The 24,417-nt window shown below is 43.1% G+C and carries 24 protein-coding genes, 1 pseudogene and 1 other annotated feature; of the genes and pseudogenes, 15 read left to right on the top strand and 10 right to left on the bottom strand.

From position 1 onward, the window contains the following. Window positions 1–396: 396 nt before the first annotated feature. Window positions 397–918: a menaquinone-dependent protoporphyrinogen IX dehydrogenase gene (gene hemG / locus MZ182_RS16225; protein WP_011788284.1), complete on the top strand. Its 522-nt coding sequence runs from the start codon at window positions 397–399 to the stop codon at window positions 916–918. A gap of 33 nt (window positions 919–951) precedes the next feature. Next, complete coding sequence (locus tag MZ182_RS16220) at window positions 952–1,497, top strand: cytochrome b/b6 domain-containing protein (RefSeq protein WP_014611208.1); 546 nt, start codon at window positions 952–954, stop codon at window positions 1,495–1,497. Between the two features lie 48 nt (window positions 1,498–1,545). Here MZ182_RS16220 and MZ182_RS16215 read toward each other — a convergent pair whose 3' ends face one another. The 3 genes from MZ182_RS16215 to MZ182_RS16205 form a co-directional block, all read right to left on the bottom strand. Beyond that, complete coding sequence (locus MZ182_RS16215; RefSeq protein WP_011919882.1) at window positions 1,546–2,298, bottom strand: DsbA family protein; 753 nt, start codon at window positions 2,296–2,298, stop codon at window positions 1,546–1,548. A 303-nt stretch (window positions 2,299–2,601) separates the two neighbouring features. Beyond that, window positions 2,602–3,246 (bottom strand): DNA-J related domain-containing protein, encoded by a 645-nt coding sequence (locus MZ182_RS16210; protein WP_011919881.1) that lies wholly within the window; start codon window positions 3,244–3,246, stop codon window positions 2,602–2,604. A 311-nt stretch (window positions 3,247–3,557) separates the two neighbouring features. Further along, window positions 3,558–4,211 carry an oxygen-insensitive NAD(P)H-dependent nitroreductase NfsB gene (locus tag MZ182_RS16205; protein WP_011788288.1) on the bottom strand — a complete coding sequence of 218 codons (654 nt, stop codon included), beginning with the start codon at window positions 4,209–4,211 and terminating at the stop codon, window positions 3,558–3,560. A gap of 203 nt (window positions 4,212–4,414) precedes the next feature. On the opposite strand from MZ182_RS16205, the gene MZ182_RS21475 reads away from it, so the two are divergent. The 4 genes from MZ182_RS21475 to MZ182_RS16190 all read left to right on the top strand — a co-directional run bounded on the left by MZ182_RS21475 (window position 4,415) and on the right by MZ182_RS16190 (window position 6,278). Next, on the top strand, window positions 4,415–4,504 hold the full coding sequence (locus MZ182_RS21475) for a hypothetical protein (protein WP_372931182.1): 90 nt from the start codon (window positions 4,415–4,417) through the stop codon (window positions 4,502–4,504). Between the two features lie 77 nt (window positions 4,505–4,581). Beyond that, window positions 4,582–4,938, top strand: a complete 357-nt coding sequence (locus MZ182_RS16200) for a DUF6547 family protein (RefSeq protein ID WP_248069497.1) — start codon at window positions 4,582–4,584, stop codon at window positions 4,936–4,938. Between the two features lie 190 nt (window positions 4,939–5,128). Further along, on the top strand, window positions 5,129–5,422 hold the full coding sequence (locus MZ182_RS16195; RefSeq protein ID WP_248069495.1) for a hypothetical protein: 294 nt from the start codon (window positions 5,129–5,131) through the stop codon (window positions 5,420–5,422). Between the two features lie 118 nt (window positions 5,423–5,540). Then, window positions 5,541–6,278: a hypothetical protein gene (locus MZ182_RS16190; protein ID WP_248069493.1), complete on the top strand. Its 738-nt coding sequence runs from the start codon at window positions 5,541–5,543 to the stop codon at window positions 6,276–6,278. Window positions 6,279–6,755: 477 nt separating this feature from the next. Here the strand turns inward: MZ182_RS16190 and MZ182_RS16185 are convergent, their stop codons facing one another. The 4 genes from MZ182_RS16185 to MZ182_RS16170 all read right to left on the bottom strand — a co-directional run bounded on the left by MZ182_RS16185 (window position 6,756) and on the right by MZ182_RS16170 (window position 10,212). Further along, window positions 6,756–7,481, bottom strand: coding sequence for an amino acid ABC transporter ATP-binding protein (locus MZ182_RS16185; protein ID WP_025007605.1), 726 nt, complete (start codon window positions 7,479–7,481; stop codon window positions 6,756–6,758). Then, on the bottom strand, window positions 7,474–8,154 hold the full coding sequence (locus tag MZ182_RS16180; protein ID WP_011788294.1) for an amino acid ABC transporter permease: 681 nt from the start codon (window positions 8,152–8,154) through the stop codon (window positions 7,474–7,476). Before MZ182_RS16180 ends, MZ182_RS16185 begins: the two co-directional genes overlap by 8 nt. A 7-nt stretch (window positions 8,155–8,161) precedes the next feature. Then, window positions 8,162–8,896: a basic amino acid ABC transporter substrate-binding protein gene (locus MZ182_RS16175; protein WP_106649620.1), complete on the bottom strand. Its 735-nt coding sequence runs from the start codon at window positions 8,894–8,896 to the stop codon at window positions 8,162–8,164. Between the two features lie 425 nt (window positions 8,897–9,321). Then, complete coding sequence (locus tag MZ182_RS16170) at window positions 9,322–10,212, bottom strand: LysR family transcriptional regulator (RefSeq protein ID WP_011788296.1); 891 nt, start codon at window positions 10,210–10,212, stop codon at window positions 9,322–9,324. 122 nt (window positions 10,213–10,334) lie between these two features. Here MZ182_RS16170 and MZ182_RS16165 point away from each other — a divergent pair, with 122 nt between their 5' ends. From MZ182_RS16165 to MZ182_RS16145, 5 genes are all read left to right on the top strand, one after another. Beyond that, on the top strand, window positions 10,335–10,769 hold the full coding sequence (locus MZ182_RS16165) for a CidA/LrgA family protein (protein WP_011788297.1): 435 nt from the start codon (window positions 10,335–10,337) through the stop codon (window positions 10,767–10,769). 2 nt (window positions 10,770–10,771) lie between these two features. Continuing rightward, the gene (locus MZ182_RS16160) at window positions 10,772–11,491 is read left to right on the top strand and encodes an LrgB family protein (RefSeq protein ID WP_248069491.1); all 720 of its coding nucleotides are present in this window, start codon (window positions 10,772–10,774) and stop codon (window positions 11,489–11,491) included. 147 nt (window positions 11,492–11,638) lie between these two features. Beyond that, window positions 11,639–12,142 carry a GNAT family N-acetyltransferase gene (locus MZ182_RS16155; RefSeq protein WP_011788299.1) on the top strand — a complete coding sequence of 168 codons (504 nt, stop codon included), beginning with the start codon at window positions 11,639–11,641 and terminating at the stop codon, window positions 12,140–12,142. 112 nt (window positions 12,143–12,254) lie between these two features. After that, window positions 12,255–13,727, top strand: coding sequence for a carbon starvation protein A (locus MZ182_RS16150; protein ID WP_011788300.1), 1,473 nt, complete (start codon window positions 12,255–12,257; stop codon window positions 13,725–13,727). 258 nt (window positions 13,728–13,985) lie between these two features. Beyond that, on the top strand, window positions 13,986–15,668 hold the full coding sequence (locus tag MZ182_RS16145) for a glucan biosynthesis protein (protein WP_041408330.1): 1,683 nt from the start codon (window positions 13,986–13,988) through the stop codon (window positions 15,666–15,668). A gap of 73 nt (window positions 15,669–15,741) precedes the next feature. On the opposite strand, the gene MZ182_RS16140 is transcribed toward MZ182_RS16145, so the two are convergent. Next, complete coding sequence (locus MZ182_RS16140; RefSeq protein WP_248069489.1) at window positions 15,742–16,470, bottom strand: type 1 glutamine amidotransferase; 729 nt, start codon at window positions 16,468–16,470, stop codon at window positions 15,742–15,744. An 84-nt stretch (window positions 16,471–16,554) separates the two neighbouring features. Between MZ182_RS16140 and MZ182_RS16135 the strand changes: the two genes are divergently transcribed. Further along, window positions 16,555–17,370 carry a helix-turn-helix transcriptional regulator gene (locus tag MZ182_RS16135; protein WP_317246820.1) on the top strand — a complete coding sequence of 272 codons (816 nt, stop codon included), beginning with the start codon at window positions 16,555–16,557 and terminating at the stop codon, window positions 17,368–17,370. Between the two features lie 248 nt (window positions 17,371–17,618). Beyond that, window positions 17,619–19,088, top strand: coding sequence for an inorganic phosphate transporter (locus MZ182_RS16130; RefSeq protein ID WP_248069504.1), 1,470 nt, complete (start codon window positions 17,619–17,621; stop codon window positions 19,086–19,088). 209 nt (window positions 19,089–19,297) lie between these two features. Here the strand turns inward: MZ182_RS16130 and MZ182_RS16125 are convergent, their stop codons facing one another. Continuing rightward, window positions 19,298–20,194, bottom strand: a complete 897-nt coding sequence (locus MZ182_RS16125; RefSeq protein ID WP_248069485.1) for a DUF72 domain-containing protein — start codon at window positions 20,192–20,194, stop codon at window positions 19,298–19,300. 393 nt (window positions 20,195–20,587) lie between these two features. Here MZ182_RS16125 and MZ182_RS16120 point away from each other — a divergent pair, with 393 nt between their 5' ends. After that, a complete protein-coding gene (locus tag MZ182_RS16120) occupies window positions 20,588–22,015 on the top strand; it encodes a GGDEF domain-containing protein (protein WP_025007610.1) in 1,428 nt (475 codons plus the stop codon). A gap of 127 nt (window positions 22,016–22,142) precedes the next feature. Here the strand turns inward: MZ182_RS16120 and MZ182_RS16115 are convergent. Next, window positions 22,143–23,141 (bottom strand): annotated as a pseudogene (locus MZ182_RS16115) (methyl-accepting chemotaxis protein); the annotation flags it as partial. 45 nt (window positions 23,142–23,186) lie between these two features. Here MZ182_RS16115 and MZ182_RS16110 point away from each other — a divergent pair. Continuing rightward, window positions 23,187–24,403 (top strand): IS3 family transposase gene (locus MZ182_RS16110; protein ID WP_165564867.1). Its coding sequence is split into 2 segments (ribosomal slippage): window positions 23,187–23,469 and window positions 23,469–24,403, totalling 1,218 coding nucleotides; the frame shifts between segments, so codons are not numbered across the junction. Then, window positions 23,465–23,581, top strand: a sequence feature (AL1L pseudoknot). Its footprint overlaps the gene before it by 117 nt. Window positions 24,404–24,417: the final 14 nt, after the last annotated feature.

Genomic DNA, 24,417 nt, shown 5'->3' with positions numbered 1-24,417 from the left:
GATAATAGCGAATCCTTAATCACGGTTCTGGCTATATTAACCCAATCTATTGACGATTATTATGTTGAAATCGTAAATTTTGATACTCGTTGGCTAAGGTGAATTGCGGAATCATGGTAAGTCTATTGACGTACTATGAGGCAACGATGCAAGGTCATTTTTGAATTCTCAATTTATTACCGAGTCTATTTTTGTGAGCAAGCTAAAATTACTGTGTATGCATAAGCCCTATGGGGCTAACCCCGTGATCTATTTCATGTAAATTGATATTTAAATCACCTAGTATGCAATCTCGTAATAGGCTGTTTGCTTTTTGCGTTATCCATCTAAGCCGCCTTTCACTATCATTTTTCAGGCCGCTTTTTCTTATTTTTGTTGAGATGAATCGAGGCTAAAGTGAAAAAAATTCTGATCATTTTCTCTAGTGTTCACGGTCAAACCCGTAAGATCACTAATCAGCTAGCACAGCAACTTAAGGACTTAGGCAATTCGGTTGTTATCGCCGATATTAAGGCTGTACCCGCAATGGAGTCGTTCGACAAAATCATTATTGGCGCCAGTATTCGCCATGGAAAACATAATCCGACGTTATATGAATTTATTCAAAAGCATCAAAAACTACTAACACAAAAAGTAAGTGGTTTTTTCTCGGTTAGCTTAGTGGCGCGTAAGCCGGAAAAAAATACGCCTGAGACCAATCCTTATATGCAGGCTTTTTTAAGCAAAACGACTTGGAGACCTCAGTTATTGCAAGTGTTTGGTGGTAACTTGAACTATCAAGGCTATAACGCTTTAGATAGGAATATTATTCGTTTTATTATGTGGTTAACTAAGGGGCCGACGGATCCAGTTACCAATGTTGAATATACAGATTGGCAGAAAGTAAACGAGTTTGGTGAGCAAATCCATCAAGCATAAAAGTGGCTTGCTATAAGTTTAAGGGCATGGATCATGACGGATAAACCGACTGCGGCAGTAAAACTCGGCAACGTGTTTCGTATATTGATAACCCATTTACATGTGTGGCTTGCGACTTGCTGTGCGGTATTGGTATGTACTAGCCCATGGATTTTTATAGGACGAAGCCTGAGAAAAAATGCCAGTTTTTGGGATTACCTGCATGTTTACTTAGGATTGGTCTGTACGGTTCTTGCATTATTATTCTTACTTCACAATACCTTCAATGGAAAATGGCGCTCGTATTTTGGTTGGCTAGTGGGGGATTGGGCACAACTGAAACAAGATATCGCTGGTGTAATCAAAGGTAAGTTCCCTGTTGCGGGCGGCAAAGGGTTATTCAGTGTGGTTGAAGGCATTGGAATGTTATTGCTGGTCGCAACGGGGTTGACTGGTGTTGTGTGGTTTGTATATCAAGGTACGCCAATCGCAATGGACTGGCGTGGTTATCATCTTATTTGTGCACAGGCTTTTATTGGCTTTTTAATTGTGCATATCGTGCTGGCAGCAACCCATATTATTGAATTTATTAGGCAGTAATCTGTGGTCTTGAGAAGAGATGGCCTCCGTTGGAGGCCATTTTTTTACTTAACGGATTCGCTTTTGGCGGCTTAGTCCAATGACTGCTGCAAAGGCGAGGAATAGCCAAGTTAAACTGCCGCCTGAACTTTTAGGTGCTTGGGCATCTTTTTCAATAGCAAGATAGTTAATTAAGCTAATCAATTCATCTAAAGTTTTGATACTGCTTAAGTTAACAGCGTATTTATCATTGACAATAAACGCGGGCACACTTTCTACTTTGAACTGATTTTGCTGTGCGCGCCATAGAGCGAGTTTTTCATTGGTATTTTTACTATCGGCAAGTTCATCGTATTTAGCGGCATCGATGCCAAATTTAGCAAATATTTGTTTGATATCATCACGGTTGTTGATTTGCGGCTCGTGTTTATGCCCTGGCGCACTGTGATCGTGACCGTTTGCGCCTTCTTCACCTTGGATTGCTGCAAACATGGCATGGGTTAAGGCATCTTTATTGTCAACGCTTTGGATCACGGCCAAAGAGCGCATGACTTCGGTGCCAATATCGCTATTCATAAAGTCGACATGTTTGCTATCAAATGCCACTTTTTTATCTAAGTTTGCTTTTATATCAGGTAGATAATTAGTTTCCATATTAAAGCAATTATGGCAATAGAAAGAGAAAAACTCAGTTAACTTAGGTTCAGCGCTAGGGGCTTTATCCGAAATTTGGGTGTAATGAGTACCTTCGGTAAAGTTGGCCGCAAATGCACTTAGTGGTGCCAAAATGAAGGCTACAGCCAAGGTTAATGGTTTAATCATATTTTCCTCAAAGTCGGTTAGATTGAATGAATGATATTGATATTCTGCGTGATTATAAACCTAAAACAGATCAGTTAAGCTTCATCATCGAAGCCAGACGGATATCGCACTGTCGGCGTATAGCTTCAGGTTAAATTGGAAGACTTAATTATCGCTGAATTGCGTTGAGGATATTAGACTAAATCTGTGATCCCACAGGAGGTTTCCCCCTTAGATTTACAAGACTGTAAACAGGATCACATTTATTGGTAGAGATGACTGAGGACTAAATCACCGTGGCTTAGCAATGGTTACATCACGTTTCTAGGCTATATCCCTTAGTGATTGCCAAGCCTCACAGACTTCACGAAATCTTGCTGCATCGCCGTCTGGTCTATCGGGGTGCCACTTAAGGGCCAAGCGGCGCCATTGCTTGCGAATATCCCGCGCAGTGGCGCTTTCATCTAATTCAAATACGCTAAGAGCATGCCCTTTATTCATGAGGTTAATGTTAAGGCCAATATAACTTTTGTAACTGGTCCAGAAGGCTTCTAATAGCTCCCTGACCACGTTTTCGCTTGTGTCGTAGTTGTTCCAGTCAAGGTAATATTCTCTAAGCGATGTTTCTTCCATCATCAGTAGATTGACGTTGGATGGTACTAAACGAAAAATTTGAATATCCATAGCCTTCACTTGAAGCCACTGCCGAGGAAGCAGGATTTCTTGTAACTCAAATAGGGCATTCATCAATAAGAAGTTTCGCTTAAACAAATCGTTACCTGGATTCTCATCCAGTGGATGAATCAATCCTTTGCTTTGTAATTCAGTCGCGAGGTGGTGGATTTTCCAGCTTTGATTAGAGGCTTGCAATACGGAGAGAAGGGGCCAAATCAGTGGATTATCACCTTTGGTGGTGGATAATCTTGCCGATTGTGCTTCTGCATTGAGCGAAGGTTTAGCAAGTAACATACTGACTTTTCCATCCTATGTTGTGGTTTGCAAAACAGTGTTATAAAGCTTGTGCTTTGAGGCTATTGTTTTTCAGCGTTGGATTGGTATTCGCTAGGTGCAACAAAAATATGATTGCATTTAGACTATGCCATAGAGCAAAAGTGTAGGCAAAGATGGATTGTAGAGCAATCTGGCTTAAACGTGCGTCCGACTTGCAAGCATTAGTCGATAAGAAGAGGGATGCTGTAGATTAGCAAACGCAATAATAAAAAATGTCCTTATTTAAATTCAATTAAATCAAGGACATTTTTGAAGAACTTAAGCCGTTTTTAGATCTCGGTAAAGATAACGTCTTGTGCTAAACGTGATTTAGGTAATTTAGCGTTGAAGTCTTCCTCTGAGCGATAACCGAGGGCAACGACCACTGAAGCACATAGGCCTTTTTCCCGCAGACCTAAAACTTGGTTCAGTTTAGTGGCATCAAAACCTTCAATTGGACACGCATCAATATCTAACACGCTTGCGCCGAGCATTAAGGTTCCCAACGCTAAATAGACTTGTTTTTCCATCCAATGCTGGGCATCTTTCAGTTCATATTTATGCATATTGGCAAAAAATGAGCGCCCATTATGTTGACCTTGCTTGGCTTCTTCATTAGCAAAACGACCATCTTTTGCTTCTTGCTCAAGTACTTTTAGCAAATGCGCTTCATCTAACTGGGTGCGAGTACAAAGCACGACAACATGGGATGCATTAAGAATTTTTTGAGTGTTAAAGGCGTAATTTTCAGTTGCTTGGGCAACTAGAGCTTTACCCTCTGCCGTGCTTGCTAATACAAAATGCCAAGGCTGTGAGTTGGTTGAAGATGGGCTGAACTGCAATAAGGTTTTGATTTCTGCTATTTTCTCCGCAGGAATCGTCTTAGTTGGATCAAAGGCCTTAGTGGTGTAGCGCTTTTTGGCGAAGAAACTTAAATCACTCATGTAACGGCTCCAAATCATTAAGGAATACAAATTCAATGGCAGCATTTTAAGCAGGTTTACGTAAAAAACAATGTGATCAAAGCAGGTATTAGTTTCAAAAAAAATTTGAAACTCCTGGCTGTAAGATTTTTGTGAATGTGAGTGAACTTGATAAATTGTTTGCTCATGTGACTTCTAAACCATATAAATACAACTAACCTAGTATTGAAGATGCGCCTTGGGGCGATCGTTGCTTTACTGTAACAGATCCGTTTTCAAACAGGATTTTGTTTAATGAAGCTGCAGACACATAACAGAGTGAGGCATTCGAGACCCGCGGCATTCACAAGTTCACGCGGATGGGCACTGCGTTATGCTCTCAGGAGAAAAAATGAGTTCAGTTGAATTGTGGAAAAGCTTTGTTGATGAGTTTGCTCAGTTACATGATGGAGTATTTGAAAAATGGGTCTTGCAAGAAGGGAGCTATCCAAACAAGCAGGAAAATTCAGAAATAAATGAGTTCTTAAAGTCACTAACTGTCCAGCAAAGAGAGATTCTCGTCAAAATGCTTATTAATGCTAGACGTGGTGGTATTCATGATGCCTTAGTACGACTTAATGACAGAATGGACTGCGAAAATGGTCAGTATTACGAAAACGGCATTGAGATGGAATTTCAGCCCTTTGGTTCCACCCTTTACTATGACTATGTTTGCCGCCGAGAAGGAGATAATTGGGAGCAAGAATAGGTATTATCGGAATATCTTGCTTCCAATGGACACCCTGCAAAGCTGAATAATTTCAGTTGCTTAACAAAGTCATCGCTGGTTGAATGCAAACCAAAAGTGCATTATGTTGTTGGTTTAGAATGGATGGCTTGATTTATTATTCGCTAACGCGGATCCGCTTATACCCAACGTTATGTGTAAGGGAATCTTAATGATCGAAAGACCCAAAGTAATAAACCTCATAGAAGCCAGAACGATTCGAAAAGTCCATTGCGGAGAGTGTAACTGGGAGCAGGAAATAGCTGCTATCACTGAAGCTGAGATAAAATGTTGTCCTTGGTGCGGCTGGAGCGATCTGGAAATCAGTACTTTAAAAGCAGAAGGTGGCTTCCAAGAAATAGAATGTCAAAAGCACGGTAGAGTTACGGTTCTACTACCTAGCTCCAATATTAATCCACTAGACTTCATGAACAACTATTTTGTCCATTCTGTGAGTAACACATAACAATGCAAACCAGCCTGATGGCTTTTTCGTTCCTTGTTTTGCTACGCTACCGCAAAACAATCCACTACAAAGCAGCAGCTGTTTTCGGCTTATGCGTGAAGAGAGATCGGATATATAAATGGAAAAAGCATTAATAGATATTAGGTATTACGCTAGCGACTCCCTATATGAGACAGGTAAAAGTCTACCTTCGAGTTGTTCTAGCTTTTTCAAATTTCCTAAGCTGCTTCATTACTGGGGTGCTCGTATAGCCACAATACTTGGTGCAAATGGATTATCCCTCGGAGAATTCGATCACCTATATGTAAACTACACAAATGCTATTCCAGAAGGCACGATGGTTTTTTCTGATAGAACACCAGAAAAGTGGCTTAGGTATATAGACTGTGGTGTAAATTTTGAGAAATTAAAATCATTTAATGAGTCCGAACTTGAACAATTTGTAATTCGCAGTACCTTTGAGTGTCTTGAGCACCTTTGTAAGTTGAGCATAGAAAAAACCGAAAAAATCAAGCTTGCTTCAAACGAGGTGGAAAGATTTGGTTCTGCGGTCGAGCTTCCGGTTAAGGCAAAACATACTAAGTCATATTCGGTTCTGGTTTCATATAAATTGCGCCCAAATGGCGAAGCATCTCATGGGCTTGTAAAATACATTAACCACAAAACAGGTGCTACTTTCACTAAAAGGTTTGTTGATCTTAAGGGGCCATCGGATATATTTCCTCTGGTAGGTACAATTTCAGTAAAAGATGGAAAAGTCCTGATCACGCCGAGGGCATCATTTAAAGCTAGCCTTTACACAAATTCATATCAGATTCCAATGGAGATTGATTTAAGTGAAGTGGCAAGCGCATAACAAGGCGCTCTGGGACAAACCTACGCTGCGCTTTGTCCAGAGCGCGGCGTTAATCCATAGCAATTTTAATTCGAAAATCATAGATTAGAGCAAGAATTCTAACCCATTTATGTCTACTAGCTTTTTACGTATATAGCAAAACTGGTAGTTAAAATTGGCATTGGGGCACCAGTGACCGTTGGCGACATGGATGTCGCCGTCGAGCCTATAAGGACATATTCATGGCGTGTCGCTGGAGACACAATGACAATAAACTCCCTGAACTGATAAACGGCTATTTAGCTTTAGTTCAATTCCTGTTAATTCAACGGCATAATTTTTATGGTGTTGTGAAAGATGATTGTATCCTGACTTGTCTAATTTAGTCTTTGTCATGAACGTTGAATGTTGGGATCCTAATTTGAATCCTTTGCTCACTGCACGTACTTATAAAGGTCATGACAGTGAGCATGAGGGACAGGACTTAAGCCGCTTAAGCTAACGCAATACTTTGCTTAAAAATGCTTGGGTACGGGCTTCTTTCGGATGGGTGAATAGCTCATCTGGCGGACTAGATTCGACTACATAACCGCCGTCCATAAAGATCACGCGATCGGATACATCCCGTGCAAAGCCCATTTCATGGGTGACAATCACCATGGTCATGCCCTTTAGTGCTAGGTCTTTCATTACATCTAGCACATCGCCGACCATTTCGGGATCGAGTGCCGATGTCGGTTCATCAAATAGCATCAAATCAGGCTCCATCGCCAGTGCGCGGGCAATGGCGACCCTTTGCTTTTGGCCGCCCGATAAACTAGCGGGATAAGCATTGGCTTTGTCACTTAAACCAACCTGTGCCAGTAGGTCGAGGGCTTTGGTCTCGGCTTGATCTGGCGTCATCAGTTTTAGACTAATGGGCGCTAAGGTGATGTTTTGGATGACGGTTTTATGGGGGAATAGGTTAAAGTTTTGAAACACCATGCCCACTTTTTGCCGCAGTTTATCGACGCAGGCGTTTGGCGCTGTGATCAATTGACCTTCAATCTCAATATCGCCTTGGCTTGGCTGCTCTAACAGATTGATACAGCGCAAAAAGGTACTCTTGCCACTGCCGCTTGGACCGATCACGCTCACCACTTCGCCCTGACGAATATGCTCGTTAATGCCTTTAAGCACTTGGTTATCGCCGAAGTTTTTATGCAGGTTGGTTATTTTAATCACTTTGTTTCAACCTCTTTTCAAATTTCGACAGCACAAACGTGAAGCTGTAGGTTAGGAATAAGTAGATGAGTGCGCAGGTAAATAAGGGCACGCTGTCCTCGAAGGTCCGACTACGAATAATTTCACCGGCGCGCATAAGGTCAACACCACCGATAAAGCCAATGACGGCGGTTTCCTTGAGGAGCACGATAAATTCATTACCAAGTGCGGGCAGAATATTCTTAATCGCTTGGGGCAGAATAATCGATTTCATGGTCATTGCTTGGGACAAGCCAAGTGAACGTGCCGCTTCGGTTTGACCTTTATCAACGGCTTGAATCCCTGCGCGGATTATCTCAGAAATATACGCGCCGCTATTGAGACCAAAAGCGATAATGGCGGCAGTGATCTTATCGACATCTAAGGCTGAAAGCACGATGAAGTAAAGGATCACTAATTGCACAACTACTGGGGTGCCACGGATCACACCGACATAAAGATTGGCGGGGAAGCGGATATACCACTTAGACGACATCTTCATAAAGGTGGTGCCAATGCCTAACACTGCGCCTAATAACATGGCGAAGAAAGTGACGACTAACGTCACTTTTAAACCATTTAATATCAGTAGCATGCCTATCATGCCATCTTCGCCAATCGGGCTAAACAGCGAGGTATTAATTGCGTCTATCATGCTGATATCACTTTATATGGGCAGAAACGAGCGTCTGATATTGGCCGTCAGCTTTCATGTTAGCCAGTGTTTTATTGATGCTCGCCAGCAGTTCAGGTTGTTCTTTTGAGACCGCAAAGCCATAAAACTCAGCAGGAAAATCCAGTTTGATCATCTTTAATTCAGGATTTTTAGCCAGATAGTTAGCGGCAGGTTCGCTGTCGAATAACACTAAATCTACCTTGGCATTTTTAAGCTCCATGATGGCTTCAAAACCCGTATTAAAGGCGGTGATATTTTGGGTGTATTTTTTCGACATAATGTCAGCGGTTGTGCCTAACTGCACCGCAAAGTGTTTGCCTTTAATATCTTCAAGCGTATGAATGCTATCGTTATCTTTGTTGACGAGTACCACTTGGGTCGCTTCGTAGTAAGGGTCAGAGAAGTTTACGTTTGCTTGACGTTCAGCGGTTATCGTCATACCTGAGGCGATAAAATCAATCTTGCCTGAGTTGAGCGCGACGATCAGTGAATCGAACTTCATATTCTCGACTTTGAGCGTCTTGCCTGCATCTTTAGCGATTTGCTTGGCCAGATCGATATCAAAGCCTTTGATTTCATCGCCACTTTGGCCGCCAACATATTCAAAAGGAGGGAAGGCGGCATTAGTACCAACGACTAACACGTCATCACTTTTTCCGCATCCAGCTAACAACAAGGTGGCAGTTAAGGTCAGGCCGCCTAATAACATGGATTTTTTCATTTAAAACTCTCTTGTCGATTTCACTATCAGTGTGCAGTGTGGCGACTATAGGCATAAGTAATTAGCGTGTCAATAATTATGCTTTAAATGTGACTATAAATTCATTTTAAAAAAGAGCGCTTCATAAGGTGGTCGTATAAACGGTTTAACCAATAGGGGCTGTGTTTAAATTGTACTCAAGAGGTTGAATGGTTGTTATAGAGAATTTATTTTATTTTAGTTTATATTTTTCAATTAACTATTTGGTTTAATGTTTTTATTTAAACATTGGTTAAATAGATATTGTTATCTGTATTTATCCTTTGTCGCGGTGAAAACGGGCCTGTTTTGATGGTGTCTCTTATTAAGGTTTTTGTGAATTTATGCAATTTCACTCTAATGGATTAGCTTGGATAAAACAAAGTGAGATCACTTTTATGGGGCGATTAGGCTTTCGCCAAATGTTTCTTAACCAAATTGATCATGGCTTGGGCTGCAAAGGATAGAACTTGCTCCTTACGCCAGAAGAGTGATAGTTCCCAGCGTAATTCGTCACTCGCTAGGGGAATATTGACTACCCCTGAGACACTGTAGCGCCGCGCAATTGAGCGTGGCAGCACCATAATGCCCGTTCCTGCCGCGACTAAAGCAATGCCGAAATCAGCTTGGCTGACTCGAGTGATATTTTGAGGGGTAAATCCTGCCGCTTGGCAAGCCGTTAGAACTAATTGATAAAGTGTATATTCAGTTTCAAACATCACTTGGGGCTGATGGTTTAAGTCGGTAATGAATAGATGTTCTCTGGAGGCTAATGGATTTTCCTTGGGGAGCACGACCACCATTGGATCGTTAAATACGCGGATACCATCATAGCCATCATCGAAATCAATAATACCGGTAGCCAGTTCTATTTCCCCTTTTTGAATCGCCGAAGTTTGTTCTACACCACCACGCACGAGCAAATGCATTTCAATTTGTGGGTACTGCTGGCGGTATTTGGCAATGATGGGGGCAAAAATTTCGGCGCTGCCTAGGGGGGCTAAACCGAGGTTAAGCTCTCCTGCGCTTAAATTACGTTGCGCAGCAAGCTCCGCTAACATGCGTTTGCGGCCATCGAGTAAGTCTTTTCCGTGGCGGTAGACAACTTCTCCTGCTGGGGTGAGTTTAACTTGGGTGCCACGTTTGCCACGTTCAAGCAAGGTGAGATCGAGTTCTTCCTCTAACTGACGCACGGCTTTAGAAAGCGCTGGCTGAGTTAGGTGCACTTTTTCGCAGGCTTTACCGAAACCGCCCGCATCAACAATTTCAATAAAATAGCGGATAACCTTTAGATCCATTATGCCTCACTGTTAACTTCATTCTTTAAATTCATGGATTACATTCTTAATATTCATTTTTTTTATTGAATAGACAAGCGGTAAAATGGTGTTATAGAAATTTAGTGTTGATTGAGAACATCATGTCATTCCTACAAGCCACAATATGTCGATGTCGTCATGGGGCTTTGCTGTTAATCCAAATCGGTCTCTTTTGTTTACTGTCTCTTGCTTGTCATTGGTTTGCTATTTGGGCGCACTTACCCCTACCTGGCAGTGTACTAGGATTAGGTATCTTATTGATTTTACTTATATCAAAATTGATACCTGAGCGTGCTGTACAGCTTGGCGCTGCTTGGTTAATTGGTGAGCTATTACTGTTTTTTATTCCACCTGTGATATCGGTTATCAAGTACGAAGGGCTGTTTGAGCAGTATGGTGTCAATATCATGTTTACGCTTGTCATGGGGAGTATCTGTGTGATGGTGGGAACGGGCTTTGTTGTGGATAGAGTGTTTCGTTTTGAACGCCAGTTGAATATCAAAAAGCATGCTCGTCGCCATGCTAAGGTTGTTTAGCCATGGCCGATTCAAAAGTGATGGATTTTCTAATGTCGCAAACCGTTTTAGCCTTAATCAGTTTATTGTTAACGGTATTTTGTTACTACGGAGCTAAAAGTTTATACAAGCGCCATAAAGTATGGTGGCTCGCACCCATAGTATTTGCGCCTGTGATGATCATTTTGCTGGTGTTTAATCTAAACATTCCATTACCCACTTATTTTGAATATACCCATTGGTTGATGGCGATGTTAGCTCCCGCAACAATTGCTTTTGCACTGCCTATTTACCGTGAGCGCAAATTAATCTGTCAGTATCCACTCACTATCACCCTTGGTGTTGTTGCTGGATTATTTTTGGGAATGATATCAACGTGGTTGCTCGTCAAATTTATTCCTTTACCTGCCGAGCTTTCTAAAAGTTTATTAGTTCGTTCGGTTTCAACCCCCTTTGCTATGGAGGCAACGAGCGCCTTTGGTGGTGTGCCAGAGCTGACCGCTATGATGGTACTGATCACGGGGATTATAGGGATGTTAGTGTGCGAACCCTTATTTAAACTAATGCGCATTCGTACTTCTTTAGGTAAAGGGGTTGCACTGGGAGCTTCCGCCCATGGTGCAGGCGCGGCTAAAGCGACTGAGCTTGGTCAGCAAGAAGGCGTAATAGCGAGTTTAACCATGATCTTTATCGGTATTGCTATGGTATTAGGGGCGCCCGTTTTTGCGCTTATTTTTATTTAGTCTGTCAATTTTAAAACTTCAATTTCGGCAATTTTGCCTCTTCGGACGCTAACTTATTCTCGGTTATGCGTCTATTTTTTTGCTTGAGCTTAATCACCTAGAATGTGGCATGCTGTCTTTTATTGAGATAGAAAGGGAGGTAAAGCAATGGGAAACGGTGCACAAACGGATCCAGAAATGCATTCTGTAACAACGCAAAGCGTCAATCTGCGAGCCATCGAAATCAGTGATCTTGAGGTATTTTTTAGCCATCAAAGTGATCCCATAGCCCATCACCTTGCTCAGTTTCCACCTCGGGAGCGCGAAGCCTTTTTTGCCCATTGGCAACAGAATATTTTGTATAGCAAGCAAGTGTTGTCTCGTGCTATTTGGGTTGACGGGAGGCTTGTGGGGAATATCGTCAATTTTCAACACAAAGGGCAGTCACTGCTCGGTTACTGGATCGGGCGTGAATACTGGGGGCAGGGCATTGCGACTCAGGCATTGAAGGTATTTTTGCCCCTCACTTCAGTTCGACCACTATTCGCCCATGTCGCTAAGCATAATCATGCCTCGTTACGGGCACTTTTTCGGCAGGGATTTATTTTGACAGGTCAACAAATCAAAGAAAGCGAAGATACTCAGGCCTTGCTTGAACTGAGATTAAGCTGATTTCGTATTAGCAACCCTACCTTAGTCTAATGCTGAGTTGCTTGACCTCACGGCATAACTCAATGAAACTCGTCATTTAATCATCTCCCACTAAAGTATGGGTAATTAAATAATGTTAATTTTCTTCATTTGTCTTGTGCTGTTAGCGCTTGCATACCGGTTTTACAGTCCATTTGTTGAACGCCAAGCGGGTATTGATCCTAAGGCACTGACTCCTCAAGCCAGATTTAAAGATGGCGTGGATTATGTTCCTGTTCACCCCGTCAAAGCGTTTTTGATCCAGTTCCTCAATGTGGCTGGGGTAGGTCCAATTTTTGGTCCTATTCTGGGTGCTCTCTATGGTCCAATTGCTTTAGTGTGGATTGTGCTTGGTAATATTATTGGCGGTGCTGTACACGATTATTTTTCGGGCGTACTCAGTATTAAGGAAGATGGTAAGAGTCTGCCGGAAATTGCAGGCCATTACTTTAATATCTATTTTAAAGGCGTGATGCTGCTCTTTACTGCCATGCTGCTGTTTTTTGTGGGTGTGGTATTTATTATGAGTCCTGCGGGGCTTTTAAGTAATCTCGATTACTTTAAAGACACTATTTTTGGTAATAATACCTTCTGGGTGTTAGTGATTTTAGCTTATTACTTTTTAGCGACTATGTTGCCGATTGATAAAATTATTACCAAGCTATATCCCGCATTTGGTTTGTTAATGGTCGTTATGACCACCTCAATTGCAGTTGCATTAATGCTCCATGCTCCGCAGTTACCAGAAATGGGTGATGTGTTCGCCTATTTTGACCATAGCCACTATAACAATGACTTACTCGAGCCTAACCCAGATGGTTTACCTGTATGGCCACTGCTGTTTGTGACTATTACCTGTGGTGCAATTAGTGGTTTCCATTCGACTCAAGCACCGATTATGGCCCGCTGTTTAACCAACGAGAAATACGTTCGTCCTGTTTATTATGGCGCTATGGTTGCTGAAGGTATTGTGGCATGTGTCTGGGCAACGGCGGGTATTGCCGCTTTCCCAGGTGGATATGTTGAACTGAAGAGCCTGCTGGATCAAGGTGGTCCGGGTTTAGTGGTTAACCAAGTGGCGACAACCTATCTTGGTGTACTGGGCGGCGTGATGGCGATTATTGCTGTTGCTGTATTCCCTATCACTTCGGGAGATACTGCTTTCAGATCCTTACGTTTAACGATAATTGACGCATTTAATATTCCACAAAGTATGCGTAATCGTTTATTAGTCGCAGCACCTATCCTTACTATTGCTTACTTTATGACTAAGATCGATTTTTCATTGATTTGGCGCTACTTTGCCTTCTCAAATATGTTGTTATCGACCAGTGTACTGTGGCTAGCGACGAAATATTTATTCGATAGAGGCACTTTCCATTGGATTGTGAGTTTGCCTGCCATCGCTGGAACCTGTGTGACGGTTTCCTATATCGTTACCGCGGGCATAGGGCTTGGTTTACCTCAATCTTTGAGCCAACCTGTGGGGATTGCGGTGGGCGTTATCTGCCTCGTAGCGCTGATTATTGCCCATAACAGACGTAAAGTGGCTGTTGATCTGAAGTAATTCAGTTTGTGATTAACCGTTTATTAAGGGCTACATTATGTAGCCCTTTTTAATACTATTTTCATAAACTGACGGCAGTATTGAAAATAGCCGCCGTGCCGTATTCCATTGTGCTGAAATTATGTTAGATTCTGGCGAACTGATGGAGATAAAGGTATGGTTATCATTGTCATCAACAGTTCTCCACAGGGCAGTCATTGCATATTGCTTATATGTGCAGCGAAGTGTCAGGAAGTTACACCAATTCAGAGTCTGCTTATGCAACCCAATTTATTTCCCGAACAAAGAAATGTTAACCGTGAATTGATGGCTATGCCGTCATCAGTTGAAATTCAATCTACTCGTGGACGTTTGCAACGTATGGTTGGCAGTGTATTGCTGACCTGTAGTGTATTGCTAAGTCTTTCCGCCTGCGCTGCAGGTAAGGCGAGCGCGCCGCAAGAGGGCGAAGAGTTCAGTTATGCATGGCTTAAGGGTCATGCTCGTACACTTGCTGCTGAGTCCTATGTTAGTCACAAGGGCGAACTGCCTAAAAGCCTGCAGGGGATGAGCTGGGATGATTACCAGCAGTTCCATTTTAAGAAAAAAGCGGCAATGTGGCGTGATCAGGATTCTGAGTTTCGTGCCGAATTATTTCACCTAGGTTTGTATTTTGATACGCCAGTACATATCTATGAGTTAGATGAGAGTAAGGCCAAACTTATCGAATACTCACCATCGATGTTTGATTACGGCAAGTCTAAAGTGAAAGGAAGTCAGCTACCTAAAGATCTCGGTTTTGCTGGATTTAGAATGCAGTTTAATACCGATTGGCAGCGTGATGTGGTGGCTTTCCTTGGGGCGAGTTATTTCCGAGCAGTAGGTCAAGAGATGCAATACGGTTTATCAGCCCGTGGTTTGGCGGTTGATACTGCATTACCAAAACCTGAAGAGTTTCCAATGTTTACTCATTTCTGGTTAGAGAAACCTAAACCAGGCTCGAATATTGCCACCGTCTATGCATTGTTAGATTCTCCAAGTGTGACTGGCGCTTACCGTTTTGACATTGAGCCAGGTGAGCGTTTGAAGATGAAAGTCGATGCGGCGATTTATCCCCGTAAAGCGATTGAGCGTTTAGGTGTCGCGCCACTAACCAGTATGTATATGGTGGGTGAAAACGATCGCCGTACTGGTTATGACTGGCGTCAAGAGATCCACGATTCGGATGGCTTAGCAATGCATACAGGGAGTGGCGAATGGATTTGGCGTCCACTCGCTAACCCAGAAAATCTGCGATTCAACGCCTATAGCGATGAAAATCCAAGAGGTTTTGGTTTAATGCAGCGCGATCGTAATTTTGATCATTATCAGGATGACGGTGTTTTCTACGAAAAACGTCCAAGTTTATGGATTGAACCTACGGGAAGTTGGGGTAAAGGTTCTGTACAGCTAGTGGAAATCCCAACGCTGGATGAAACCTTCGATAACATAGTGGCATTTTGGAACCCTGCAGAGCCTATTTTACCAGGTCAAGAGTTGCTTTATAGCTACAACATGTATTGGGGAGGCATTCCACCTGTGCAATCACCTCGTGCCCGTGTTGTTGATACTTTCACTGGTTTAGGTGGTGTGGTTGGTCAGAAGCGCAAATATTACAGTAAGCGCTTTGTTATCGATTTTGCTGGTGGCACTTTACCTATGTTAGGCAAAGATACTCAAGTAAAAGCGGTGATCAGTACCTCACAAGGCCGTGTAGAAATCGAATCAGCACGTCCTTTAGCATCGATTAATGGCTATCGTGCTATGTTTGATGTAGTGCCTCCAGAGGACAGCGTTGAGCCAATTAACCTAAGAGTTTACTTAGAAGTCGATGGTCAACCACTGTCTGAAACTTGGATGTATCAGTGGAATCCGCCCGCTAAGGATGATCGTGAACTCTATAACGCGGGCCATCTGCAATAAGCGATTTGTGAGTCATTAATCTAAAATGCCAGCTAAACTTAGCTGGCATTTTTGTTTTGGCTTTAGCCACTTTTTACTTAGGGGTATATACGGCTTGATAGGCTAAGACTAGATTATCTAAAAAATGCCCCAGCAACTGATTCATTCGAGTCGTTGGTTGTTCCAGGATGAACTCAGGGCTTTGAATATATGGCATTTTAGGCAGGCTGGAAAAAGCATTTTCTTGGGCAATGAGTGGCGTTAATTGGCTACTGATAAATTCAAGATGGCATTGAAATCCAAAGACTAAATGTGTGTAACGTACAATTTGCCGTGGGCAAGCTTCACTTGTGGCGAGCACTTCGCAATCGGGAGTGAGGCCAGGCATATCGTTATGCCAGTGGCCGACCACTTCAGTTGTCGAAAATGCCTTAAGGTTAATATCACTTTTTCCTGCCGCAGTCAGTTCAATGGGGAAGTAACCAATCTCGGCATGTGGACTCTTTTGATAACGGGCACCCAATGCCTCACCGATTAATTGTGCCCCCAGACAAACCCCCACAACGGCTTTATTTGTTTGGATAGCTTGCCTGATAAGTCTTTGTTCTGCTTGGCTATCAAAATATGGACAATCGCTTTGGCATGTCGCGGGAGACTGGGGGCCACCGAGGATAATTAATAGATCAAAACCATCACTATTGTCAGGTAAAGCTTCATTTAGATAGATTCTGCTAAAGCTCATACTGTAGTTTTTGCTTGCGGCCCAATCGCTAAAATAGCCTGGACCTTCATAGCTTTCATGGATAATGCAATGAATGCGCATCGAGTTTTCCTGTGTCTTTTATGGGATAACGCTATGCTACAATCCTTTTTATTTGGCTGAATAACGTTATATGGACAAGTAATGATGCTAAATCGCCAACTCGATTCGATTAACGCCATGATTGAGCAAGCGCCTAATATGCCTTCTTTTGTAAAAACGATTGAGATGCAGAAGGGTTATGTGGATGTTTTACACCAGCACTGCTGGCATCAGCTTATTTTTCCGCTCCAAGGTCTGTTACAGACAGAGGCAAATGGGACACTGTTTTTAGTCCCCCATACCACAGCGCTTTTTGTGCCAGCTGGTGTGATACATGAGTCTGTTGCGATTACAGATACCTGCTTTATTGGTGTCTATTTGAATCCTATGTATGGGCGAGATTATGGCGCCACAATTAAACCCGTCGCTATGAGTGCTTTTCTAAGGGAGTTAGTGCTAACGCTCAGAAAACAATGTGCTTTTAATATCCCAATGAATGTTGAGCCAATGGTTCTGGCGCCAATACTGCGTTTGCTTGAGGTGTTATACGATCAAATTAATAGTGCGGAAGGACAGACGTTTAAGTTACTGATACCGCAAGATAGGCGTCTAAAATTGATTTTTGAGCATTTAACCCAAACGCCAGCTTTAGATTTCTCTTTAGCGAAATGGGGGGAGATGGTTGGGGCATCGGAACGAACATTGTCGAGGTTATTTGTGAGAGAGTTTGGTTCTTCATTCGTATTATGGCGTCAACATTTGCGGCTGATCTATTCGCTGTCATTATTGGCCACTGACCTATCAATACAGAATGTGGCCCACCAAATTGGTTATCAAAATGATTCATCCTATATCAAAGCCTTCAAGGAGCGTTTTGGGATGACGCCACAGCGATTTCGCTTAGGCGATCATGGGGTATAGCGCTGTTACGACTTATGATAACGAGCACTCTCTTTAAATATATTTTTACATGTATAATCAATATTTTGGGTGTTTTCCGTGCACTGTTGTTCATATAGTTGAACAAAATGAAGCCCGTGTTAATTGCAAGCATGCTACTGAGTTATTGAGGGCTAATTCACTTTTTGACAATCTAAATAATTTTTCACTGTAAAAGAGGTTAAATATAGGCGTAATCTGTGGGCGTTCTCGCCATGGGTCAGTATGTTATGTTTGAAATGTTCACCACGTTAGGCTTTGCTTGGTCTGTGGGTTTAGTGCTTGCGATACTGTTTGTATTGGCATACGAGTTCATCAATGGTTTCCACGACACTGCCAATGCGGTGGCTACGGTCATTTATACCAAGGCAATGCCAGCCAATTTTGCCGTTGTTACCTCTGCGCTCTTTAATTTTGCAGGTGTGCTATTAGGTGGCTTAGGTGTGGCCTATGCGATAGTGCATTTGTTACCTGTCGATTCCTTACTAGGCATGGATTCTACCCAAGGGTTATTAATGGTGTTTTCCCTCTTAGTTTCGGCGATTATTTGGAACTTAGGCACTTGGTATTTTGGCATTCCTGCATCAAGTTCGCATACCTTAATAGGCTCGATAATGGGAGTGGGTGGAGCATTTGCATGGCTACACGATCAACCGATCTTACATGGCATAAACACCACTAAAGCCACGCAGATTATGCTGTCTCTGATCATTTCTCCGACATTAGGTTTTGTGATGGCAGCGTTTTTTTTACTGCTGATGAAATCGATTTGGCAAAAACATAAAATCCACCGAACACCCGATGAACAAATCCAAATCAATGGCAAAAAGCATCCACCATTTTGGGCGAGAGTCAGCTTAATTGTATCTGCCATGGGGGTCAGTTTTGCCCATGGTTCTAACGATGGTCAAAAGGGGATTGGCCTAGTCATGCTCGTATTGATCTGTATGGCTCCTGCATATTTTGCCCTCGATATGAATAGTCAGCCCTATGACTTAGAAAGAACGCAGGATGCGAATCGGCGTATTATGGCTATTTATGATCGTAATCAGACCGCTATTGGTGAGCTGGTTGATTTTAAGGCTGATGTCCATGTTGCCGATAATATGTTGACTCATTGCTCGGCAGAGACAGTGTTACCTGCGATGTCACAACTCGATCGTCATTTGGGCAAAGTATCCACTTTTAAAGAGATGGGGGTTGAAGAGCGCCGTGAAGTACGCCGTTTATTGCTCTGTATCGACGATACGGCCCGTAAAGTATCCAAGCTCGAACTGCCTAAAAAAGAATTAAGTTCACTCGCCAAGTGGCGTAAAGATCTGACTATCATCACTGAATATGCTCCCTTGTGGGTCATTATCGCGATTGCAACCGCATTGGGTTGTGGCACCTTAGTCGGTTGGCGCCGAATTGTGTATACCGTGGGTGAAAAGATTGGTTCATCTGGCATGACCTATAGCCAAGGTATCGCTGCGCAGGTCACGGCCGCGGCATCCATCGGTGTGGCGAGTCTGACTGGTATGCCTGTTTCTACGACCCATATTTTATCTTCCGCAGTAGCGGGCACTATGGTGGCGAATCGTTCGGGCTTACAAAGCCAGACAATTAAGCAGATCATGCTTGCTTGGTTACTTACCCTGCCGATTACCATTCTACTTTCTGGTGGTATGTTTATTTTAGCTAATGCAATGTTTGGCTAATGCAATAATTGGATTGTGCGCAGCAGCTTGACGATAAATTTCGCAGTATTTAGTGCATCATTGAGTACCGTTTATGTTGAATAACGGTACTGCACGGACGTTACCTTGCAGAAAAGTGAGTTCACTTGCGACAGGAATAATCCTGAAGCGTCCACACACTCTAGCACATCAAAAATGTATATATCCGTCATCGTGTTGACTGTGAGTTTTCACCAATCTAACCCCATTTGTGCACTCTTTTCCTCTGCTTTTTTCTCAAGCAGTTTGATGTCGGCGAGTTGAATGTGCTCTGCAATGTGGAGCTGCAGTTTGCGATATAAACGAGCGGCGAGTTCAGGTGCAGTTTGATTATCTGGGGTATGAATAAATAAGTAGGGCTCACGGCCTTCGTTCAACCAGAGTGTGAGTTGCTTAAGCCAATGGGTAAAAAAGGCATCATTATCCTTAGGTAAAGCTGTGGTTCCGAGTTGTGTCAGCAGAGCCAGCGTACCGTCGGCTTGGCCGATAAAGCGTACAACGGGATTATTCGCTGTGGCTATTGGGTGCACTGGAACTCGTGGTTTTTTCTTGTGGGCATCAATAATGGTTTCATTGAAAGGCGGTAGGGCAAATACGGGTCGGCTATCCATAATGATTCGATTGACTTTTTTATCTATTAACAATCGATTGAGTGTTCGCTCTGCATCACCTTTGGCAAAAAATGCAAGGTGCCTGACTTCGACGCCATAGGTCAATCCTTGGGGAACGTGATCTAAAAATCGTGCCAATACTGGAAGTTGTTCAGGCCCAAAATGAGCGGGGAGTTGGATTTTCCATATGCCTGTTTTCTCGATTAATGGCGCCATAATATGGAAAAAATCCCGCAGATCTTGATTACAATCTTGAAGCTGTTTCTGATGGGTAATACGTTGAGGCAATTTGAACGTGAAGCGAAAATTATCGGGAGTCGCACTGTGCCAATTTAAAACGGTTTGTGGTGCTGGAGTGGCATAAAAACTGGTATTACCTTCAACAGAATTGAAAATATGAGCATAGTGTGCGAGCCGCTCTGTTGCTTTAGTTTGATGGCCGTAAACACTGTCTTGCCAGCTTTGATGTGACCACATCGCTAACCCCAAACGCAACTGTCTGGGACGATAAGGTGGTGAGCTTAATGAATTCAATCGCAAATCTCTAGCATCATTAAAATGGATTAATCATCTATTTATATCAAACAACTTAGTATGTTCAAAAGAGTCATGTATTGTAGTTATGACTATCTTTGTTTGTCGATATCAGTGAATGGCAACCTAAAGCCAATAGAGAATGGATTGGTTTTGCAAATTAACCTACTCTAATAGTGTGTTATTGTTGGAATAAGCAAACAAGTTGATAAATCACTCTATGCAAAGACGGATAAGGTTAAGCTAATTTGTAGGCTATTTAGATTTAAGCATATGTCTTAGTTAACTTTTTAGCCAATAAAGACACTTGCTTTCTGGATGTCATTGGAGATCTGCGTGAATAATGATGAATACACTTCCCTAAGTCAGTTTATTGATCTGCTGTTGGATGCGATCTGTGTTGTCGATAAAACGGGGCGGTTTGAATTTGTTAGTGCAGGAGCAGAACGAATTTTTGGTTACACCCCAGAAGAAATGATTGGTATGCAGATGCTAGAGCTTGTATTACCTGAAGATAGAGAGCGTACGTTAGCGACAGCTAAAGAAATTATGGATGGTCGTTTTAAGGTTGACTTTGAAAATCGCTATGTGCGAAAAGATGGTTCAATAGTCGATATTCTTTGGTCTGCTCGTTGGTCAGAGGACCATCAGCAGCGTGTCGCTGTTGCTCGAGATATTACGAAGAGAAAAAATGCCGAGCGTAGACAGGCGGCCTTGTATGAAATCTCAGAAGCTGTGCATGTGACAGAGGATTTACTGGCACTATACCAACATATTCACCAAATTATGGCAAAGTTACTCCCTGCAGAGAATTTTGCTATTGCACTTTATGATCAAGATTTACAAGAGCTTAGTTTTCCGTATCGGGTTAGCACCCAAGAAAACTCGGCTGTAGACATCGAAAGTTTTCGCGTATTTACTGAACAAGTGATCCAAAATGCAGAATCGATATTACTTTGCCCTATTAGCTTAAACGAGTATCCAAAAGGCGCCGCAGCCGAGTTAGGTAATAGCCGTTTAAGCTGGCTTGGCGTACCGCTTAAGTTACAAAAAGGGGTTATTGGTGCGTTAATGATGCATACTGACCCGACTTCTGCACCTTATACATATCAAGATTATGAGTTAGTTGAGTTTGTTTCAACCCAAATAGCCTTTGCTATTGAACGTCGACAAATGCTAGCTCGCCTAGAGCATATTGCTTTGTATGATCAATTAACTCAATTACCGAATCGAGCGTTGTTTTACGATCGGTTCCAAAAAGCCCTATCTCGGGCTCATCGGGAAGGGAGTTATTTTTCCTTACTGTATTTGGATCTTGATAAGTTTAAGTGGGTAAATGATACCTATGGACACAGTGTTGGGGATTTATTACTGCAAGTGACAGCGCAGCGTATACTTGGCTGTGTGAGAGCCTCTGATACAGTTGCCCGTTTTGGTGGCGATGAATTTGTGATTTTACTCGAACGAGTCGATTCTGCTAAAAATACCTTAGTAACGGCTCAAAAGATTTTACAAGTACTTAATCAACCCTTTGAGCTTATTGATCAGCAAGTTCAAATATTACCTAGCATCGGCATTGCTATGTATCCGGAACATGGTATCGATGAGAAACAACTGATTTCCTGTGCAGATACGGCTATGTATAAGGCCAAAAAGAACGGTGGTAATCGTATTGAGATGGGATATCAAGGTTTAAGATCTATCTTTGTTGATACGATACTGCCGCTCGAGCTACACCCCACTAATGCTAAAAAAGTCATTTAACATTTGATGTTAAAGCATCAATTATTGGTTAATGAATAAGACTTAGTTATTAAAACTTAGTGATTAAAACAATGCCCGATAATGTTATCCATTGTCGGGCATTGTTTTATCAGAAGATTTTTCTTTCTTATAGCTTAAAGCGGTTTACTTCCTGTTGGAGCGAAGCCGCTAAATGGGCGAGTTCTTGTGCTTGAACCATAGAGGTTTGCGCCTCAATTGAGAGATTTTCAGAGACTTCACGAATAGACTCTGTATTGCGGTTTATCTCACTGGTGACAGAGGTTTGTTCCTCGGCGGCAGTGGCAATTTGGCTCGCCATATCTGAAATATCATTAATCGCTTTACTTATCTGCAATAAACTTTCGCTAGCAGAATTGGCATCGGCAACACTGGTTTCTGCCATTCCATGACTTTGTGTCATCGATTTTACGGCTTTGGCTGCCGTTTGTTGTAGGGTTTCGATCATGGCTTGAATTTCTTGGGTTGATGAATGTGTTCGTTGCGATAATACGCGCACTTCATCGGCAACCACGGCAAAACCACGACCTTGTTCGCCAGCTCTTGCAGCCTCAATCGCCGCGTTTAAGGCGAGCAGGTTGGTTTGCTCTGCAATGCCACTAATAGTCAACAAAATACTGTTGATCTTCTGCGAGTGCTCATTAAGTTCACCTATGATACGGCCTGCGGTTTCCACCTCATTCGCTAGGTTGCGAATGGATTGCTGGCTCTGTACTACTTGTTTTTGGCCATGATTAGAAAGACTAACTGCATTTTGTGCCGTTTGCGCAGTATGCTCCGCATTACTGGCTATCTCTTCGGTTGCACTGGCCATTTCGGTAACTGCAGTCGCAACCATTGTCACTTCATCCTGCTGAACGGCAATACGTTGACTATTATCCGTCGCAGAAGCACTGCTGCCTTGGGCTTGATACTCAAGTTGCCCCGCAATTTTATGCATGCGGGAGATCATGCCATGAAGACGTTCCACAAAACGGTTAAAGCCTGAAGCCAACATCCCTATTTCATCGTGACTGTTTGCTGTGTGAATTCGTACGGTTAAGTCGCCATCACCTTCGGCAATATCATTAAGGGCTTGGGCAACGCGTTCGAGATCTTTAAACTGAATCATACCGGGTTTGTCGGAGGCTAATTTTCTTGAGAGAATTAGTCTATGAACAAGAGAACAACTTATTCCGCAGAAGTCCGCGAACGCGCAGTTCGTATGGTTTTAACCTCAGAGCATGATCACCCTTCCAGGTGGGCAGCGCTGGTGTCTATTTCATCAAAAATTGGCTGTACACCTGAGACATTAAGGGCTTGGGTTAATCGAATTGAGGTGGATTCAGGCAAAAGGCCTGGAGTTACCACCGATGCCGCAGCCAAGATCAAACAACTTGAGCGAGAGAACAAAGAGCTTAAGCAGGCCAACGAGATCCTGAAAAAAGCTGCTGCGTTTTTTGCCCAAGCGGAGCTCGACCGCAAACCGAAGAAATAGTCCAGTTCATTGATTCGCACCGAGCGTTGCATGGTGTCGAGCCGATTTGTCGTGTGCTGCAAATCGCGCCATCAACGTATTTCCGGTGCAAGTCACTTGCAGCCCAGCCACAGCTGCGCTGTCAGCGTTATCATCAGGATGAGGCGTTAAAGCCAGAGATTCTGCGCGTATGGCAGGACAATCGGCAATGCTATGGCATCAGGAAGGTCTGGAAGCAACTGAAGCGAGAAGACTTTACAGTAGCCCGCTGTACTGTTGCCAGACTGATGAGCACTCTTGGGATCCAGGGCGTGCGACGAGGACGTCGTTGTGTCACAACGATCCCTGATGAGAGTGCTGCTAAGCCGCTGGATCTGGTTAACCGGGAGTTTACGGCAAGTCGGCCAAACCAGCTTTGGGTGGCAGATATTACCTATGTGGCCACTTGGTCAGGCTTCGTTTACGTCGCCTTCGTCACCGACGTGTTCTCCCGTAAAGTTGTGGGCTGGAGGGTAATGAAGTCGATGCAGACGCAGTTAATTCTGGATGCACTGGAACAGGCTTTATGGGCCAGGGGCAAGCCTAAAGGCGTTATTCATCACAGCGACAGAGGAAGCCAGTATGTCTCGATACGATACTCAGAACGATTATCAGAAGCAGGCTTTACCGCGTCTGTCGGCAGCGTTGGTGACTCGTATGACAATGCATTAGCCGAGACGATAAATGGCCTGTACAAAGCCGAGGTCATTTATAAAGACGGCCCTTGGCGAGGGTTGGAGCAGGTCGAGCTTGCAACGCTGGATTGGGTTGACTGGTTTAACAACAGAAGATTACTGGGCTCGATTGGCGATATCCCGCCAGCTGAATATGAGGAAAACTATTATCGACAATTAAGGCAAGATACGGCAGCATGACTCAAACAAATCCG

Source organism: Shewanella sp. JNE2, from assembly GCF_023159115.1.
Taxonomy (GTDB): Bacteria; Pseudomonadota; Gammaproteobacteria; order Enterobacterales; family Shewanellaceae; genus Shewanella; species Shewanella putrefaciens.
The sequence above is the reverse complement of the archived record's forward strand: the minus strand, read 5'-3'. Positions and strand labels throughout refer to the sequence as shown.